Consider the following 14,409-nt stretch of genomic DNA (forward strand, 5'->3'; position numbering starts at 1 on the left):
GGATCCTCGCTTCAGGTCGCTTCGGCGAAACGGCCGGCCATCAGGATGCTGGCGTGCAGGCGGGTGGTGGCATCGTTGTCCACCTTGCGGGCGGCCTGGTTGGTCAGCAGGCTCCAGACCACCTCGTCGTCCATGCGGAAGCGGCACAGCAGCATGCTGCTGGAGGCGATCTTGGAGATCTGCGCCGGCGAGAGCGTGGCCATCAGGTCGGCCGATTCCTCGGAGAGCCCCAAGCGGAACTGCGCCTCGGCCTTGTCCTTGCGGATCAGGTTCTGCGCCAGCATCAGGTAGGTGAGATTGGTTTCTCGGATCTCAGCGATCATCTGCTCGTCAGTCATTGGTGTCTCCTTTAGGGCGCAATTCGAAAGTTTCGTGTCGGGGTTGATTCTGAACAGCGGTCGCAAAACTTAAATCAGCCGGCGGCTGTCCCGGGTGAAAGGAAAGGCGGTAGTGCTTTGTAGGGGGAAATCCTACAAACTAACGGCCGGGGAAAATGCATGAATTGCCGCATGAATGCCGGCCAATTCCTCCGTTCCTGAAGTCGGGCCTGCCGTATTCTTGGTCTTCTATATAAAGAGAGCCTCCTGCGGCGCCAAACCATGAAAGCAGTCATCCTGGCCGGCGGCCTGGGCACCCGGATTTCCGAGGAAACCCATCTCAAGCCCAAACCGATGATCGAAATCGGGGGCAAACCCATCCTGTGGCACATCATGAAGATCTACAGCGCCCACGGTGTCAACGACTTCGTGATCTGCTGCGGTTACCGCGGGTATGTCATCAAGGAATATTTCGCCAACTACTTCCTGCACACCTCGGACATCACCTTCGACATGGGCAACAACCGCATGGAAGTGCATCGTCGCCATGCCGAACCTTGGCGCGTGACGGTGGTCGACACGGGTGAAGACACCATGACCGGCGGGCGTCTCAAGCGCGTGGCCGACCACGTGGCCGATGACGAGGCCTTCTGCTTCACCTATGGCGACGGTGTGGCCGACGTCAATGTCACCGAGGCCATACGCTTTCACAAGACACATGGCAAGCTGGCCACCGTGACGGCCGTGCAGCCGCCCGGGCGCTACGGCGCCTTGGAAATGCAGGGCTCGCAGGTTTCCGGCTTTACGGAAAAGCCGCGTGGCGAGGGCGGTTTGATCAATGGCGGTTTCTTCGTCGTTTCTCCGCGTTGCATCGAGCGCATCGGGGGCGATCCTACGAGCTGGGAAGCAGAGCCTCTCACAGACCTGGCCGCTGATGGCGAACTCATGGCTTTCGAACACCATGGCTTCTGGCAGCCCATGGACACGCTACGCGACAAGAACCAACTGGAAGCTCTCTGGGCTTCGGGGCAGGCCCCCTGGAAGGTCTGGTGATGATTGCCGGCCGGCCTGAGACCGCCTTCTGGCACGGCAGGCGCGTGCTGCTGACCGGGCACACCGGCTTCAAGGGCGCCTGGCTGGCCCTGTGCTTGCAGCGCCTGGGCGCGCAGGTCACGGGGCTGGCGCTCGCGCCGCCCACGCAACCCAGCCTGTTCGAGCTGGCAGATGTGGCCCAGGGTCTGGACCATCGCATTGCTGACATCCGTGACGCAGGCGCTGTGATCCGCGTGGTGCAGGAGTCCCGTCCCGAGATCGTGCTGCACCTGGCCGCACAGGCCCTGGTGCGCGCAAGTTACCAGGATCCGGTCGCGACCTATGCCACCAATGTCATGGGCACCGTGCACCTGCTGGACGCCCTGCGGCGGCAACCCGGCACCCGCGTGGTCGTGCTGATCACGACCGACAAGGTCTACCGCAACCGCGAATGGCACCACCCCTACCGCGAGAGCGACGAGCTCGGCGGGCACGATCCCTACAGCGCCAGCAAGGCTGCCAGCGAGATCGCCATCGCCAGCTACCGTGAGGCTTTTTTTTCATCGCAAGGCGTGGCCTTGGCCAGCGCACGCGCCGGCAATGTGATCGGGGGTGGCGACTGGGCTGGCGAACGCCTGCTGCCTGACGCCGTGCGTGCCTGGCAGGCCCGGCAAACGCTGCAGATCCGTCGGCCGCAGGCCACCCGGCCCTGGCAGCATGTGCTGGAGCCTCTGGCCGGCTACCTCTGCCTGGCCCAGGCCCTGTGGCAGGACCCGTCCCTGGCCGGCGCCTGGAACTTCGGTCCCCATGCCCATGAGCGCGCCACCGTGCGGCAAGTGATCGAACTCGCACGCGCGGCCTGGGGCGGCGGCGACGTCGCGTACGAGCAGACGGAACAGGGCCCGCACGAAGCCGGCTGGCTGGCGCTCGAAACCGCTAAGGCCCAGGCCCAGTTGCATCTGCAGCCGCGCTGGTCCCTGGAGCAGGCGGTGCAGCGCAGCATGCGCTGGTACCGGGCGCGAAAAGACGGCAGCGCGGCGCGTGCCTTGTGCCTGTCCGACATCGAAGCCTGGGAGGCCGCCGCATGAGCCGTTTGACGGTGACGGATCTACCCCTGGCTGGACTCAAGCGTGTGCAACGCCAGTTGCTGGCTGATGAGAGGGGTGCTTTCGCGCGTCTCTTCTGTGCCGAGGAACTGGCCGTCGCTGGCTGGAAGGTGCCCGTGGCCCAGATCAACCACAGCGTCACACGCCGGCGCGGCACCGTGCGCGGCCTGCACTACCAGCGCGCACCTCATGCCGAGATGAAACTGGTGAGCTGCGTGCGTGGCGAGGTGTGGGACGTGGCCGTGGACTTGCGCGCTGGCTCGCCCACTTTTCTGCGCTGGCATGCCGAGCGCCTGAGTTCCGCCGAGGGCGCGGCCCTCTTGATTCCGCCCGGTTTTGCCCATGGTTTCCAGGCGCTGAGCGACGAGGCTGAACTGGTCTATTGCCATTCCACGGCCTACGCGCCAGCCGTCGAAGCCGGTTTGCATGTGCGCGATGCGCGCCTGTTCATCACCTGGCCCTTGCCTTTGCAGGGCCTGTCGCCGCGTGACGCCGGTTTTACCTGGTTGACACCCGGATTCGAGGGGGTGAGTTTGTGAAGTGTCGTCACTGTGAGCAGGGTTTGCGTCTGCCCTTTCTGGACCTGGGCAGCGCCCCGCCGTCCAATGCCTATCTGAAAGCGCAGGACCTGCAGGTGCCCGAGACCTGGTACCCGTTGCGCCTGCTGGTGTGTGAGGCCTGCTGGCTGGTGCAGACCGAAGACCATGCCGGGCGCGAGCAGCTTTTTCCCCACGACTACGCCTACTTCAGCTCCTACTCCAGCTCCTGGCTGGCCCATGCGCAGGCCTATGTGCAGGCCATGCGCACGCGCTACGGCCTGGGGGCTGACAGCTGCGTGGTGGAAGTGGCTGCCAACGACGGTTATCTGCTGCAGTATGTGCAACAGGCCGGTGTGCCCTGCTACGGCATCGAGCCCACGGCCAGCACCGCAGTGTCGGCGCGCGCCAAGGGCCTCACGATCGTCGAGCGTTTTTTCGGTGTGGGGCTGGCGCGCGAGCTGGCCGCGCAGGGCCGCCAGGCCGACCTGATGGCCGCCAACAATGTGCTGGCCCATGTGCCCGACATCAACGACTTCGTGGCCGGCTTCGCCATCCTGCTCAAAGCGCAGGGCGTGGCCACCTTCGAGTTCCCGCACCTGCTGCGCATGGTGCAGGAGTGTCAGTTCGACACGGCCTACCACGAGCACTATTCCTACTTGTCCTTGACTGCTGTGCAGCGCATCTTCGCGGTCAACGGCCTGCAGGTCTTCGACGTGGAGGAGCTGTCCACACACGGCGGCAGCCTGCGTGTGCACGCGCAGCGCAGTGACGCCGGCCGCCGGCCGGTGGCGCCGGCCGTGGCCGCGCTGCTGGCGCGCGAGCAGGCCGCGGGCATGACCACGCCGGCTTTCTATGCCGGCTTCCAGCGCGAGGCCGAGCGCATCAAGCGCGAGCTGCTGGAGTTTCTGTTGCAGGCCAGGCGTGAGGGGCTCAAGGTCGGCGCCTACGGTGCGGCGGCCAAGGGCAACACTCTGCTGAACTTTGCCGGCGTGCGCGCGGACCTGCTGCCCTATGTGGTGGACCTGAATCTCTCCAAGCAGGGCCGGTACATGCCGGGCAGCCGCGTGCCCATCGTGGACGAGGACCATCTGCGCCGTGACCGGCCGGACCGCGTGCTGATCCTGCCGTGGAACCTGCGCAAGGAAATCACCGCCCAGCTGGCCTATGTCCGTGACTGGGGCGGGCGTTTTGTCACGGCTGTGCCGGGCACGCGGATCGATTGAACTGACGCTACGCGAGGAAGACGATGCTGAACCAGCTGCCATCCAGCTTTTACAGCCTGCGCCATCCCGAAGGTTTTTTCGAGGGCATCCAGAAGGCCGTCGGCAGTATAGAGCAGGAGACCGGCATTTATGCCGGCGACAACCTCTTCACCTACCATCGCAATCTGAGTTTCCTGGAGGACGAGGCCTTGATGCTCGCCTTCAACCGGCATGCCACCACCTCGATCGAGCAATCGCTGCTGTGGCGGGTTTCCACCCTGCTGTGGGGTGTGCGCAATGGCTTGCGCCTGCTACAAGGGAACCACCGCACGCATCCTCTGCGGCGCGGTCAATTTTGCGCAACGGGTCGATCACCACTACTACCTGTATGACCTGTTTGATCACGATCCGAGCATGCCGCACCACGCGATGTCCGAGCATGGGGACAAGCTCTATGCGGAAGTGAAGGCCCGTTTCTCGGACACACCCAATGTGACGGTCACCCAGGGCAAGGTGCCCGAGGTGCTGGCCGAGGTGGCGCCACAGAAGATCGCCTTCATGCATCTGGACCTGAACAACGTTGATGCGGAGATGGGCGCCCTGGAGGTCCTGTTCGACCGCCTGGTGCCCGGTGCCATGCTGGTGTTCGACGATTACGGCTGGATGGCCTACCGCAACCAGAAGCTGGCCGAAGCCCCCTGGCTGGCCGCGCGCGGCTACCGGGTGCTGGAATTGCCCACCGGTCAGGGCCTGGTGATCAAGTAGTCCGCTGCGCGGGTGGCCTCAGGCCTTGCGCTTGAGAAAACCGTCCGGCGCCACCGTGACCTGCAGCTTGTGCGGGATGGTGGTGTCGATCTCGAAATTCCTGTGGGTCTTGAGGTATTCGTGTACGGCGGTCTTGGGGTTGTCGCCCGGCGCCCAGGGGCGGTCGGGGAAGAGATCACCAGGCATGTCCTCGACGAAGGTGTCGAAGACCACGCAGTAACAGCCCACGCTGGTCAGGGGCGCATAGGCCTGCAGTTCGGCCAGCACGTGGGCATGCGTGTGGTTGGAGTCCAGGCAGACCATGACACGCTGGTAGTGGCGTGCGATGGCCTGCACCCGGGCGATGACTTCGGGCGAGATGCTCGAGCCCTGGATCATCTCGATCTTGTGCGCCATGGGGTGGGCTTCGATGGCCGCGCGGTTGTGCGCGCGGATGTCAATGTCCAGGCCCAGCACCTTGCGCCGGCTGGCCTTGGGGTCCAGCACGCTGCCGCCCTGCACCGCGTCGCAGTAATCCAGCATGGCCAGCAGCGAGGCGCTGAGGACCAGGGAGCCACCGTGGGCGATGCCGGTTTCGATGATCAGGTCAGGGTGTGTGCTCCAGACCAGCTCCTGCATGGCCACCATGTCCTGCGGGTATTGGATGATGGGGCGACCCATCCAGTCGAAGTTGTAGACGTAGCGCTGGCGCATGGACGTTTCCAGCCAGGCCTGGGACTGGGCCGTGAAGGCCGCGTCTTTTGCGTAGCCGGAAATCTGGGCGCTGCGTTCCTGGGCGAATTGTTCGATGGGGTTGCTGGACATGGGGCACCAAACGGTTCAGGAGAGGGTGGCCTGCGCGGGCAGGGCGGACAAGACGGGGCGGGGTGTGAACGCGAATTCCGTGCGGATGCGCGTGATGTCGATGGGGGTGAAACTGACGGTGGGTGCGCCGGGCGCGACTTCCACCGCGCAGCCGGTCTGCGCCTGCAGCTGTGCGGTCCATTGCGCATGGCGCGTCTGCAGCCCGCTGGCCACGTTGTACAGGCGCTCGCGGCCCTGCGTGGCGATGCGTGGCAACAGTTCGGCCACGTCGTCGATGTGGATGTAGTCCTTGACCGAGTCGGGCGCCGTCTGCAGCACGATGTGCCCACCGCGCGCTTCACGGACCAGGCTGGGCACGAAATTGCCGGAGTCCCTGTCCTCGCCCCCCACCACATTGGACAGGCGTGCCACGCGCACGCCCGTGCGTCCGCCGGTCAGGCAGAGCGACTCGCCCATCAGCTTGGACAGGTTGTAGAGGTCGGACGGGTCTTGCGGCTGCACGGTCAGATCAAGGTCCTCACGCCCCAGTGCGGAACGCCCATAAACGCGTGTCGAGGACAGGTAAAGCAGGGAAGTGAAGTTGGCGCCTTGCAGTAGTTCGGCCAGCAGGCTCACATGGGCCTGCACGGTGTCGTAGGGCCGCGTGCGGAAATCAGCCGTCAGGCCGATGGCATAGATCACATGGCCCAGCGGCCGCCCGTACAGGCCGGGCTCGCCGCGGCCTGGTGTGTAGACCGCCTGGCCGTCCGCGCGCAGCCGCGCCACGAGGTGCCGGCCGATGACACCGCTGGCGCCCAGCACGGTCCAGTTCATTGCCGTTCTCCCACCACCCGCAGGGGCTGGCCGGCGTAGACGGTATAGGCGGCGAGTTCGCCGCGCACGATGCTGCCTGCGCCGACCACGCAGCCGCGCCGCAATACGGCGCCGTCGAGCAGCACGCAGTTGGCGCCGATCCAGACGTCATCCTCGATCACGATGCCGCCTTTACCGGGCAGAAAGCCCTGCTCCATGATGAGCCGCGAGCGGTCCTGGTAGGCGTGGTTGACCGGTGCGAAGGTGCAGTTGGCGGCAATCGCCACGTGCTTGCCGATGCTGATGCCCTGGCCCGTGTAGAGCACGCAGCCGGAATTAATGACCACATGCTCGTCGATCAGCAGGTCACCCGAGCCGCCGGCGGGTTTGATCTTGACGAAGCTGTCGATGACCGAGTGCGCACCGATGGCTATGCGGCTGCCACGCACCGAATCCTCGATGTCGGCCAGGGGCGAGATGCGGGCGCTGGGGTCGATCTGGAGCATGGTGGGTGCGGCAGGGATGGGCTATTGTGCCGCGCGCACAAGCGCCTCCTGCGCGTAGCGCAGATACGTTACCGCAAATTCGGTATGGCCGTGGGCGTGTTCCACCTCGGCCAGGCAGGCCAGGGCCACCGGATCCTGCGGCACGGCGCACAACAGCCGTTCGGCCATCTCGGTCACGTCCTTCCAGCAACGGTGGCTGATCTGTCCGTCGGCGTTGTTCACCTGGGGGCGTTGTTCACGCGCCTTGTCCAGCAAGGCCTGCAGGCGTTGGTGGGCTTCGGCCAGGCTCACGCGCTGGCCCGGGGCCAGGCCAACACCGGGTGTCGGTGGTTCGCTCCACCCGGCGGGCAGGCTGGGCAGCCAGCTTTCGATCAGGCGGCCCTGGGCCTCGGGGTCCTGCGGGTGCTGGCCCTGAGCCAGCCACTGCAGCCACATGAGACGCAGGCCTTCGCCCACGTGGTGGTTGAACAGGTCCTCGCGCATCAGCACCGACTGTTCGACCTCCGGGCGCAGGCCCAGGCGCAGGGTGTTGAGCTGCGGCACATCGGCGGCCAGCGCGGCGGCGATGCGCACATAGGCATCGGCGTCCTGCGCCAGCCACTCACTGCGTCCCAGGTAAGTGAGGATGCCGGTGCTGAGCCGGCTCTTGAAGCTGTCGCCCACCATGGACACCAGGGGCACGCCCATCCACAGCAGGTCAAAAGTGGTGGTGCCACCTGTGAGCGGAAAGGGGTCGAGCGCGATGTCGATGCGGTGGTAGGTCAGGTACTGGTTGCCCGTGTCCAGCGGCACCAGTTCCAGTCGTGTCACGTCCACGCCCAGCTTGGCGCAGCGTTCGCGGTAGGCCTGGGCGAAGGCAGGCTGGCCGAAGTTCTTGCCTTCGATCAGCAGGCGTGCGTTCGGCACGGTGGACAGCACGCGGCCCCACAGGGCCAGCACTTCGTCGGTCAGCTTGCCCAGGTTGTTGCAGGAACCGAAGGTGACAAAACCGTTATGTACGGCGGGGGCCGGCCGCACCTGGTAGGCCGGCTGGTAGCGCCACAGCGGCTCGCGGCTCAGGGGCCGGTAACAGCAGAACAGGGTGGGCAGGCGGTACAGGCGCTCGGTGTACAGATCGTCGGCGTCCGGCGGGTCGGTGACTTCGTCGCTGAACTTGTAGTCGATGGCACTCAGACCCGTGGTGGCCGGATAGCCCAGCCAAGAGACTTGCACTGGTGCGGCCTTGTGCGCCATGGCCAGCAGGCCGTTGTAGCCGGTGTGGCCGGCCAGGTCGAACAGGATGTCGATGCCCTGGGCGCGGATGGCCTGGGTCTGTTCGGTGGCGTTGAGGCCGGCGAGGTGCACGAACTGGTCGACATGGCAGCGTACGCGCCCGGTGACGGCGTCGTCCTTGGGGTAGAGGTGGAAGCCCCAGACCTCGAACTGGCGCCGGTCCAGCTGTGCCAGCAGGCCTTCGACGAAGTACATGACCGAGTGGGTGCGCAGGTCGGGTGAGAGAAAGCCGATCTTCAGGCGCCGCCAGGGCCCCTGGCGCTGGGCGACGAAATCGGGCCATTGGGCTCGCAAAGCGGGCTCGAAGGCGGCGCCGTATTCGCGGGCGGCGGCAGCCAGCTGCTGGGCGCTGACAGTCGGGTCGGCCAGCATGAAGAGCAGGCGGTTGGTGTGGTTGGCCAGGTCCTGCGGTTGCAGGTGCAGGGCGGCCTCGCAATCCTGCACGGCTTCGCGCACCTGCCCCATCTCTCGTCGGTGGATGGCTTTTTGTGTCAGTGCAGCCAGTTGTTCGGCCGGATTTTTTGCCAACTCGGCCGCCTTGAGGGCGGCGGCAAAACCCCGCTCGTGCTGGCGCGTGTCATAACAGCACTGGGCCAGCATGAGCCAGGCCATGGCTTCTCGCGGGCGCATGGCACAGACTTTTTCCAGCAGCGAGCCGGCTTCGGCATGCAGGGCATGCTCGATCAGCAGGCTGCTGTAATTGATCAGGAGTTCGGCGTCGTCCGGCCACAGGGCGCAGCCCTGCCTGTAGGCTGCCAGTGCCGCGTCGGTGTCGCGTTGTTTGTTGAGCGCAAAGCCCAGCAGGCGGTGTGCCCGCAGGTGGCGCCCGTTCTTGCGCAGGGCCTGGCGGCACAGGCGCACCAGCAGCGGCCAGTCCGCCGCCTGCAGGGCGGCCTGCAGCTTCGCGTCGTGCGGGTCTGCGGCAACGGGAGGGCGCGCAGTTCGCACGGGCTTGCTTGCCGTTCAGCCGGCTTACTGGCGCAACAGGGCCAGAACGCCCTGCGGGATCTGGTTGGCCTGGGCCACCATGGCGGTACCGGCCTGTTGCAGGATCTGGGCGCGCGACAGGGCGGCGGTTTCCGCGGCGAAGTCGGCGTCCATGATGCGGCTGCGCGAGGCGGTCAGGTTCTCGGAGGTGATTTGCAGCGCGGAAATCGCCGTTTCGAAGCGCGCTTGCAGGGCACCCAGCTTGGCGCGTTCGCCGCTGAGGAAGGACAGGGCCGAATCCACCGTCTTGAGCGAGTCGTTGGCCCGGATGGCGGTCGTCACGTCCAGGTTGGCCACCTTCTTCAGCGTCGAGTTGCCGTCGATGATGAGCGAGGCGGCGCCACCCGTGGTGGCATCCACTGCGAAGGACTTGTCCGAATCCAGCGTCACATAGCCGCTGATGATGGCGTTGTTGGCCGTGGTGTCGGCAGCCAGCGTCTGGTTGCCGGCCACGGCCACCAGGGTCCCGGTGGTGTCGGAGACATATTTGGTGACGGTCACGGCACCGGCATTGACGGTGGCCGTATCACCGACGCGGATGTCGTTGCCGGTGGCGTTGGTCAGGATGATGCCGGTGCCGGCCACGTTCAGGCTGGCGATCACGCCGGTCTTGGACGATTTCTCGTTGATGGCCGACACGGCGTTGGACAGGCCGTCGGCGCCGGTGGTGGCCGAGATCGCAAAGGAGATGGACTCGTCAGCCGAGTTGTCCGAGCGCAGCAGCAGCGAGTAGGCCCCGGCGGCGGCGAAGGTCAGTTGCACGTCGGTGCGGGCCGAGGCGGACACGCCGGTGTTGGGCGTTTGCAGATTGATGGTGTCGGCGGCCAGCTTGGCCGTGCCGTTGGCAGCCAGGTTGACGGAGGCGCTGCCCAGTGCGCCGTTGATGGCGACGGTGTCGATCACGCTGCCATTGGCACCCCAGGCACCGGAGCCGGCCGAGGGGCCGCTGGCGATGACCTGGTTGTTACCGTACTGGCTGGTGCGCAGATTGGCGGTGGAGGCCACGATGACCTGGCCGGAATTGGCGCCGACCTGGAACTGGGCGGTACCGAAGGTGCCGTCCAGGATCTTCTGGCCGTTGAATTCCGTGGTTTGCGAGATGCGGTCCAGTTCGGCCACCAGCTGACCCACTTCCTGGTTCAGGGCCTGGCGGTCCGAGGCGCTGTTGGTGGCGTTGGCCGATTGCACGGCCAGTTCGCGCACGCGCTGCAGGATGTTGCTGGCCGAACCCAGGGCGCCTTCAGCCACCTGGGCCAGGGAGATGCCGTCGTTGGCATTACGCGCCGCCTGGTTCAGTCCGCGGATCTGGCTGGTGAAACGCTCGGAAATCGCCAAGCCAGCGGCGTCGTCCTTGGCGCTGTTGATGCGCAGGCCCGAAGACAGACGCTGGATGGAAGTGGCCAGGGATGCCTGGCTACTACCTTGGTTACGCTGCGCGGTCAGCGAGCTGATATTGGTGTTGATAACGGCAGCCATTGAATCACTCCTTCAGTTCAGGGTTGTGGCCCTTTCGTGGCCGGTTCGCGCCATGAAAGATGGGCATGGCAAAACGATGGTTTGATTGTGGGCGGCGCGTTTCGGGCCGGTGCAGCGATAAAAAGGGGGAAAACCGGTCAGCTCTTGCATTTGGGCCTCAAGTTCGGCCGGCCAGCGCCGATATAAGGAGATGTACCTGGTCTGTGCCGGAGCTTGTGCCATGGCCAGTCGGTGCAAATGGGCGGGAAAAGTAGCGTAATTCGATGAATCAGGCCTCAAGTTTTGTTCTGGCCGCGCCGAAAAGAGATGCAACGGTCCTATCCAGGTCCGCCATTCACCGCGACAGCAATGTTGCACTGGTGAATCAAGTCGCCAGCATCGTCTGGCGTCCTGGTTGGCGGTAACGCCATCTGTTTGTCAAGGAGATTTGCAATGGCATCGATCATCAACACCAATATCAGCTCGCTGACCGCCCAGCGTAACCAGGGCACCAGTCAGGCTTCGCTGAGCACCGCAATCCAGCGCCTGTCCTCGGGCCTGCGCATCAACAGCGCCCGTGACGACGCCGCCGGTCTGGCGATTTCCGAGCGTTTCACCAGCCAGATCCGCGGCCTGAACCAGGCCGTGCGTAACGCCAACGACGGCGTGTCGCTGGCGCAAACCGCTGAAGGCTCGCTCAAGGCCTCCAGCGACATCCTGCAGCGTGTGCGCGAACTGGCCGTGCAATCGGCCAACGCCACCAACAGCGCCTCGGACCGCCAGGCCCTGAACCAGGAAGTGGGTCAGCTGGTGGCCGAACTGGACCGCATCTCGCAAACCACGGAATTCAACGGCCAGAAGCTGCTCGACGGCACCTTCGGTTCCGCCCAGTTCCAGGTCGGCGCCAATTCCGGCCAGGTCATCGTGGCCTCCACCGCCAATCTGCGCACCAGCCAGTACGGTAACAACCAGGTCATCGCCAGCGGCCCCTCGGCCGGCTCCGGTGCCTGGGGTGCCAATGGCAGCGTGATCGACACCGTCGCCATCAACGGCGCACTGGGCAGCGCCTCCGTCAACCTGGCTGCCAACGGCACGGCCAAGGCGGCCGCGGACTCGATCAACCTGCAGACTTCCGCCACCGGCGTGTCCGCCTCGGCCCGCACCGACGTGCAACTGACCTTCGCCGCCGCCGGGGCCTACTCGCTGCTGCTGCGCTCGGACAACTCGGCTGACGAGACCATCTCCTTTGCGATCTCGGCCACCACCGGCGCCGACGGCCTGTCCAGCGCCGTGTCGGCCATCAACGAGAAATCGTCCAAGACCGGCGTGATCGCCAGCCTGAACACGGCCGGCACCGGCATCATCCTGACCAACGCCACCGGCAACGACATCCGCGTCGGTGATACGGCCACCGCCAACGCCGGTGCCGTGACCGTCACCAAGTACGTGGCTGACACCACGGGCGCCCTGGTGGCCGTGGCCGGCAACCAGACGCTGGCTGCCGACACCACGGCCAACAACGCCATCATCAGCGGCTATGTGACGCTGGATTCGGACAAGTCCTTCGCAGTGGATGCCACCACGGGTGGCGCCGCCTCGCTCATCATCGACGGCAACTCGACGCTGAAGAAGGTCTCCAACCTGGACGTGACCTCGGTCATCAAGGCGTCTGACGCGCTCAAGACGGTGGACTCGGCCCTGTCCTTCCTCAGCGGCGAACGCGCCAAGCTGGGCGCCCTGCAGTCGCGTTTCGACACCACCATCGCCAACCTGCAGGTGACGTCGGAGAACTTGACCGCTTCGCGCAGCCGTATCCTGGATGCCGACTTCGCCGCGGAAACCGCCGCCCTGTCGCGCGCCCAGATCCTGCAACAGGCGGCGACGGCGATGGTGGCCCAGGCCAACCAGCTGCCCCAGGGCGTGCTGGCCCTGCTGCGCTAGACCTTCAGGTTCTGACGTCGGCTCGGCGTGGTTCGTCCACGCCGGGCTTTTTTATTCCGCTGCTGCTGCTCGCGTCGGCTCAAGTTACAAGTAAATCCGTCGATAAACGAGAGAGCGGGAAATATGGTCTTTTTGCGCCCCAAATCGAAGTGACAGTGTCGGGGGTACGGCCGATAATCCCACAGGGAATGCTGGCGCCCATGCCAGTCAGGAGTTCGCCATGGCCACCATGTCATCGCCGGGTATCGGCAGCAATCTGGATGTCAAGAGCATCGTCACGCAACTCGTGGCGCTGGAAAGAAAGCCGCTGGGGAAACTGCAGCTGGCGGCCACCACGGTGCAGGCCAAGATCTCGGCCTTCGGCCAGATCAAGTCCCTGGTGTCGGCGTTGTCCGACGCCATCGGCAAGCTCAGCAGCATCACCGGCTGGAACGGGGTGTCGGCATCGTCCTCGGACACATCCTCGGTCACGGCCAGCGCCATCGGCGGCACCCAGCCCACGGCCTTCAGCGTCGAGGTGCAGAACCTGGCCAAGGCGCAGTCCACCTACTCCATGCCCCTGTGGCCGGTGGGCGGCGCCATCGGCGCGGGCACGCTGCGCCTGGAGATCGGCCAATGGGCCGGGGCGGTTTTCACGCCCGGCGGCGGCACGCCGGTGGACCTGACCATCAGCGCCACCGACACGGTGTCCGACATCGCCGGCAAGATCAACGGCGCCAATGCCGGCGTCACCGCCACCGTGCTGAGCGACGCCTCGGGTGAGCGCCTGTTGATCAGTGGCAAGAACACGGGTCTGGCGGCGGGTTTCAAGCTCAGCGTGACCAGTGACGCGGACGGCAACCCGACCGATGCTCTGGGCCTGTCGCGCCTGGTCAACGGCAGCGTGACCAACCAGGCGGCGGTCAACGCCGCGGCCACCATCAACGGCATTGCCGTCAGCTCGGCCACCAATACCTTTGCCAGCTCGGTGGCGGGTGTGACTTTCGTCGCCGTCAAGCAGACGACCGCGCCGGTGACCATCACCATCGCCAAGGACACCTCGACCGTCAAGAAGAACATCGAGGACTTCGTCAAGGCCTACAACGACATCAACGGGGTCCTCAACGAGGCGACCAAGTACGATCAGGCCACCAAGACCGGCGGCCTGCTGCAGGGCGACAGCACCACCCTGGCCCTGCAGAACGCCCTGCGTGCGGCCGTGCAGTCCGTGAGCACCGGCTCCAGCGTGTTCCAGCGCCTCAGCGACGTCGGCATCAGTGCGCTGCGCGGCGGCAATCTGGAGATCGACAGCACCAAGCTGTCCAAGGCCATGGAGAAAATGGATGAGATCAAGGCCCTGTTCAGCAGCACGACCCCCGGCAGCGCCGAGGGGATCGCCGTGCGCCTCAAGGGGCTGACCAAGACCCTGCTGGACAGCACGGGCTTTTTCAAGACCAAGGACGACAACCTCAAGCGTTCCCTGGACAACAATGCCAAGGACCAGGCCCGGGTCAACGACAAGGCCACACGGATGGAAGCCGCCCTCAACCGGCGCTACAGTGCGCTGGACGTCCAGCTCACCGGCCTGAACTCGCTCAACTCTTACCTGTCGCAGCAAATCACCCAGTGGAACAAGTCCTCGAGGTGAGAGTGACGAGCTTCATTTTCAGGCCATTCGGTCGATAAAGAGAGAATCAAGACCTGACGCCGCC

General features: G+C 65.3%; 14 protein-coding genes. 8 read left to right on the forward strand and 6 right to left on the reverse strand.

Translation table 11 applies throughout. The annotated features are described in order from the left end of the window. Positions 1-11: 11 nt before the first annotated feature. Positions 12-338: a flagellar transcriptional regulator FlhD gene (flhD, locus tag ACYVH8_RS01135; protein ID WP_460487041.1), complete on the reverse strand. Its 327-nt coding sequence runs from the start codon at positions 336-338 to the stop codon at positions 12-14. A 261-nt stretch (positions 339-599) separates the two neighbouring features. Here flhD and rfbF point away from each other — a divergent pair, with 261 nt between their 5' ends. Genes rfbF through ACYVH8_RS01165 form a run of 6 tightly spaced genes read left to right on the forward strand, consistent with a single transcriptional unit; the run spans position 600 to position 4,961 of the window. Next, positions 600-1,370: a glucose-1-phosphate cytidylyltransferase gene (rfbF, locus tag ACYVH8_RS01140; protein ID WP_460487042.1), complete on the forward strand. Its 771-nt coding sequence runs from the start codon at positions 600-602 to the stop codon at positions 1,368-1,370. Further along, positions 1,370-2,437 (forward strand): CDP-glucose 4,6-dehydratase, encoded by a 1,068-nt coding sequence (gene rfbG, locus ACYVH8_RS01145; RefSeq protein WP_460487043.1) that lies wholly within the window; start codon positions 1,370-1,372, stop codon positions 2,435-2,437. Before rfbF ends, rfbG begins: the two co-directional genes overlap by 1 nt. Next, positions 2,434-2,994, forward strand: a complete 561-nt coding sequence (locus ACYVH8_RS01150; RefSeq protein WP_460487044.1) for a dTDP-4-dehydrorhamnose 3,5-epimerase family protein — start codon at positions 2,434-2,436, stop codon at positions 2,992-2,994. The genes rfbG and ACYVH8_RS01150 overlap by 4 nt, the downstream gene beginning before the upstream one ends. Further along, positions 2,991-4,217 carry a methyltransferase domain-containing protein gene (locus tag ACYVH8_RS01155; RefSeq protein WP_460487045.1) on the forward strand — a complete coding sequence of 409 codons (1,227 nt, stop codon included), beginning with the start codon at positions 2,991-2,993 and terminating at the stop codon, positions 4,215-4,217. The genes ACYVH8_RS01150 and ACYVH8_RS01155 overlap by 4 nt, the downstream gene beginning before the upstream one ends. A 23-nt stretch (positions 4,218-4,240) precedes the next feature. Next, on the forward strand, positions 4,241-4,588 hold the full coding sequence (locus ACYVH8_RS01160) for a hypothetical protein (protein ID WP_460487046.1): 348 nt from the start codon (positions 4,241-4,243) through the stop codon (positions 4,586-4,588). Beyond that, positions 4,494-4,961 carry a class I SAM-dependent methyltransferase gene (locus ACYVH8_RS01165; protein ID WP_460487047.1) on the forward strand — a complete coding sequence of 156 codons (468 nt, stop codon included), beginning with the start codon at positions 4,494-4,496 and terminating at the stop codon, positions 4,959-4,961. The genes ACYVH8_RS01160 and ACYVH8_RS01165 overlap by 95 nt, the downstream gene beginning before the upstream one ends. An 18-nt stretch (positions 4,962-4,979) precedes the next feature. On the opposite strand, the gene ACYVH8_RS01170 is transcribed toward ACYVH8_RS01165, so the two are convergent. The 5 genes from ACYVH8_RS01170 to ACYVH8_RS01190 are packed head-to-tail and all read right to left on the reverse strand — an operon-like array spanning position 4,980 to position 10,798. Beyond that, complete coding sequence (locus ACYVH8_RS01170; protein ID WP_460487048.1) at positions 4,980-5,765, reverse strand: cephalosporin hydroxylase family protein; 786 nt, start codon at positions 5,763-5,765, stop codon at positions 4,980-4,982. A 15-nt stretch (positions 5,766-5,780) separates the two neighbouring features. After that, positions 5,781-6,578, reverse strand: a complete 798-nt coding sequence (locus ACYVH8_RS01175) for an NAD-dependent epimerase/dehydratase family protein (RefSeq protein ID WP_460487049.1) — start codon at positions 6,576-6,578, stop codon at positions 5,781-5,783. After that, complete coding sequence (locus ACYVH8_RS01180; RefSeq protein ID WP_460487050.1) at positions 6,575-7,063, reverse strand: acyltransferase; 489 nt, start codon at positions 7,061-7,063, stop codon at positions 6,575-6,577. The genes ACYVH8_RS01175 and ACYVH8_RS01180 overlap by 4 nt, the downstream gene beginning before the upstream one ends. 21 nt (positions 7,064-7,084) lie before the next feature. Next, positions 7,085-9,283 carry an O-linked N-acetylglucosamine transferase, SPINDLY family protein gene (locus ACYVH8_RS01185; protein WP_460487051.1) on the reverse strand — a complete coding sequence of 733 codons (2,199 nt, stop codon included), beginning with the start codon at positions 9,281-9,283 and terminating at the stop codon, positions 7,085-7,087. Positions 9,284-9,307: 24 nt separating this feature from the next. Then, complete coding sequence (locus ACYVH8_RS01190; protein ID WP_460487052.1) at positions 9,308-10,798, reverse strand: flagellin N-terminal helical domain-containing protein; 1,491 nt, start codon at positions 10,796-10,798, stop codon at positions 9,308-9,310. Positions 10,799-11,230: 432 nt separating this feature from the next. Between ACYVH8_RS01190 and ACYVH8_RS01195 the strand changes: the two genes are divergently transcribed. Together ACYVH8_RS01195 and fliD are read left to right on the forward strand one after the other, a co-directional pair. Continuing rightward, entirely contained in the window at positions 11,231-12,718 is a 1,488-nt protein-coding gene (locus ACYVH8_RS01195) for a flagellin N-terminal helical domain-containing protein (protein WP_460487053.1), read from the forward strand. 220 nt (positions 12,719-12,938) lie between these two features. Next, positions 12,939-14,345, forward strand: a complete 1,407-nt coding sequence (gene fliD / locus ACYVH8_RS01200; RefSeq protein ID WP_460487054.1) for a flagellar filament capping protein FliD — start codon at positions 12,939-12,941, stop codon at positions 14,343-14,345. Positions 14,346-14,409 lie beyond the last annotated feature (64 nt).

Source organism: Curvibacter fontanus, assembly GCF_054780335.1.

Excerpts from the sequence above, each read along its gene's own strand:
- flhD (WP_460487041.1), bottom strand. The coding sequence starts at position 338 with ATGACTGACGAGCAGATGATCGCTGAGATCCGAGAAACCAATCTCACC.
- rfbF (WP_460487042.1), top strand. The coding sequence starts at position 600 with ATGAAAGCAGTCATCCTGGCCGGCGGCCTGGGCACCCGGATTTCCGAG.
- rfbG (WP_460487043.1), top strand. The coding sequence starts at position 1,370 with ATGATTGCCGGCCGGCCTGAGACCGCCTTCTGGCACGGCAGGCGCGTG.
- ACYVH8_RS01150 (WP_460487044.1), top strand. The coding sequence starts at position 2,434 with ATGAGCCGTTTGACGGTGACGGATCTACCCCTGGCTGGACTCAAGCGT.
- ACYVH8_RS01160 (WP_460487046.1), top strand. The coding sequence starts at position 4,241 with ATGCTGAACCAGCTGCCATCCAGCTTTTACAGCCTGCGCCATCCCGAA.
- ACYVH8_RS01165 (WP_460487047.1), top strand. The coding sequence starts at position 4,494 with ATGGCTTGCGCCTGCTACAAGGGAACCACCGCACGCATCCTCTGCGGC.
- ACYVH8_RS01170 (WP_460487048.1), bottom strand. The coding sequence starts at position 5,765 with ATGTCCAGCAACCCCATCGAACAATTCGCCCAGGAACGCAGCGCCCAG.
- ACYVH8_RS01175 (WP_460487049.1), bottom strand. The coding sequence starts at position 6,578 with ATGAACTGGACCGTGCTGGGCGCCAGCGGTGTCATCGGCCGGCACCTC.
- ACYVH8_RS01180 (WP_460487050.1), bottom strand. The coding sequence starts at position 7,063 with ATGCTCCAGATCGACCCCAGCGCCCGCATCTCGCCCCTGGCCGACATC.
- ACYVH8_RS01190 (WP_460487052.1), bottom strand. The coding sequence starts at position 10,798 with ATGGCTGCCGTTATCAACACCAATATCAGCTCGCTGACCGCGCAGCGT.
- ACYVH8_RS01195 (WP_460487053.1), top strand. The coding sequence starts at position 11,231 with ATGGCATCGATCATCAACACCAATATCAGCTCGCTGACCGCCCAGCGT.
- fliD (WP_460487054.1), top strand. The coding sequence starts at position 12,939 with ATGGCCACCATGTCATCGCCGGGTATCGGCAGCAATCTGGATGTCAAG.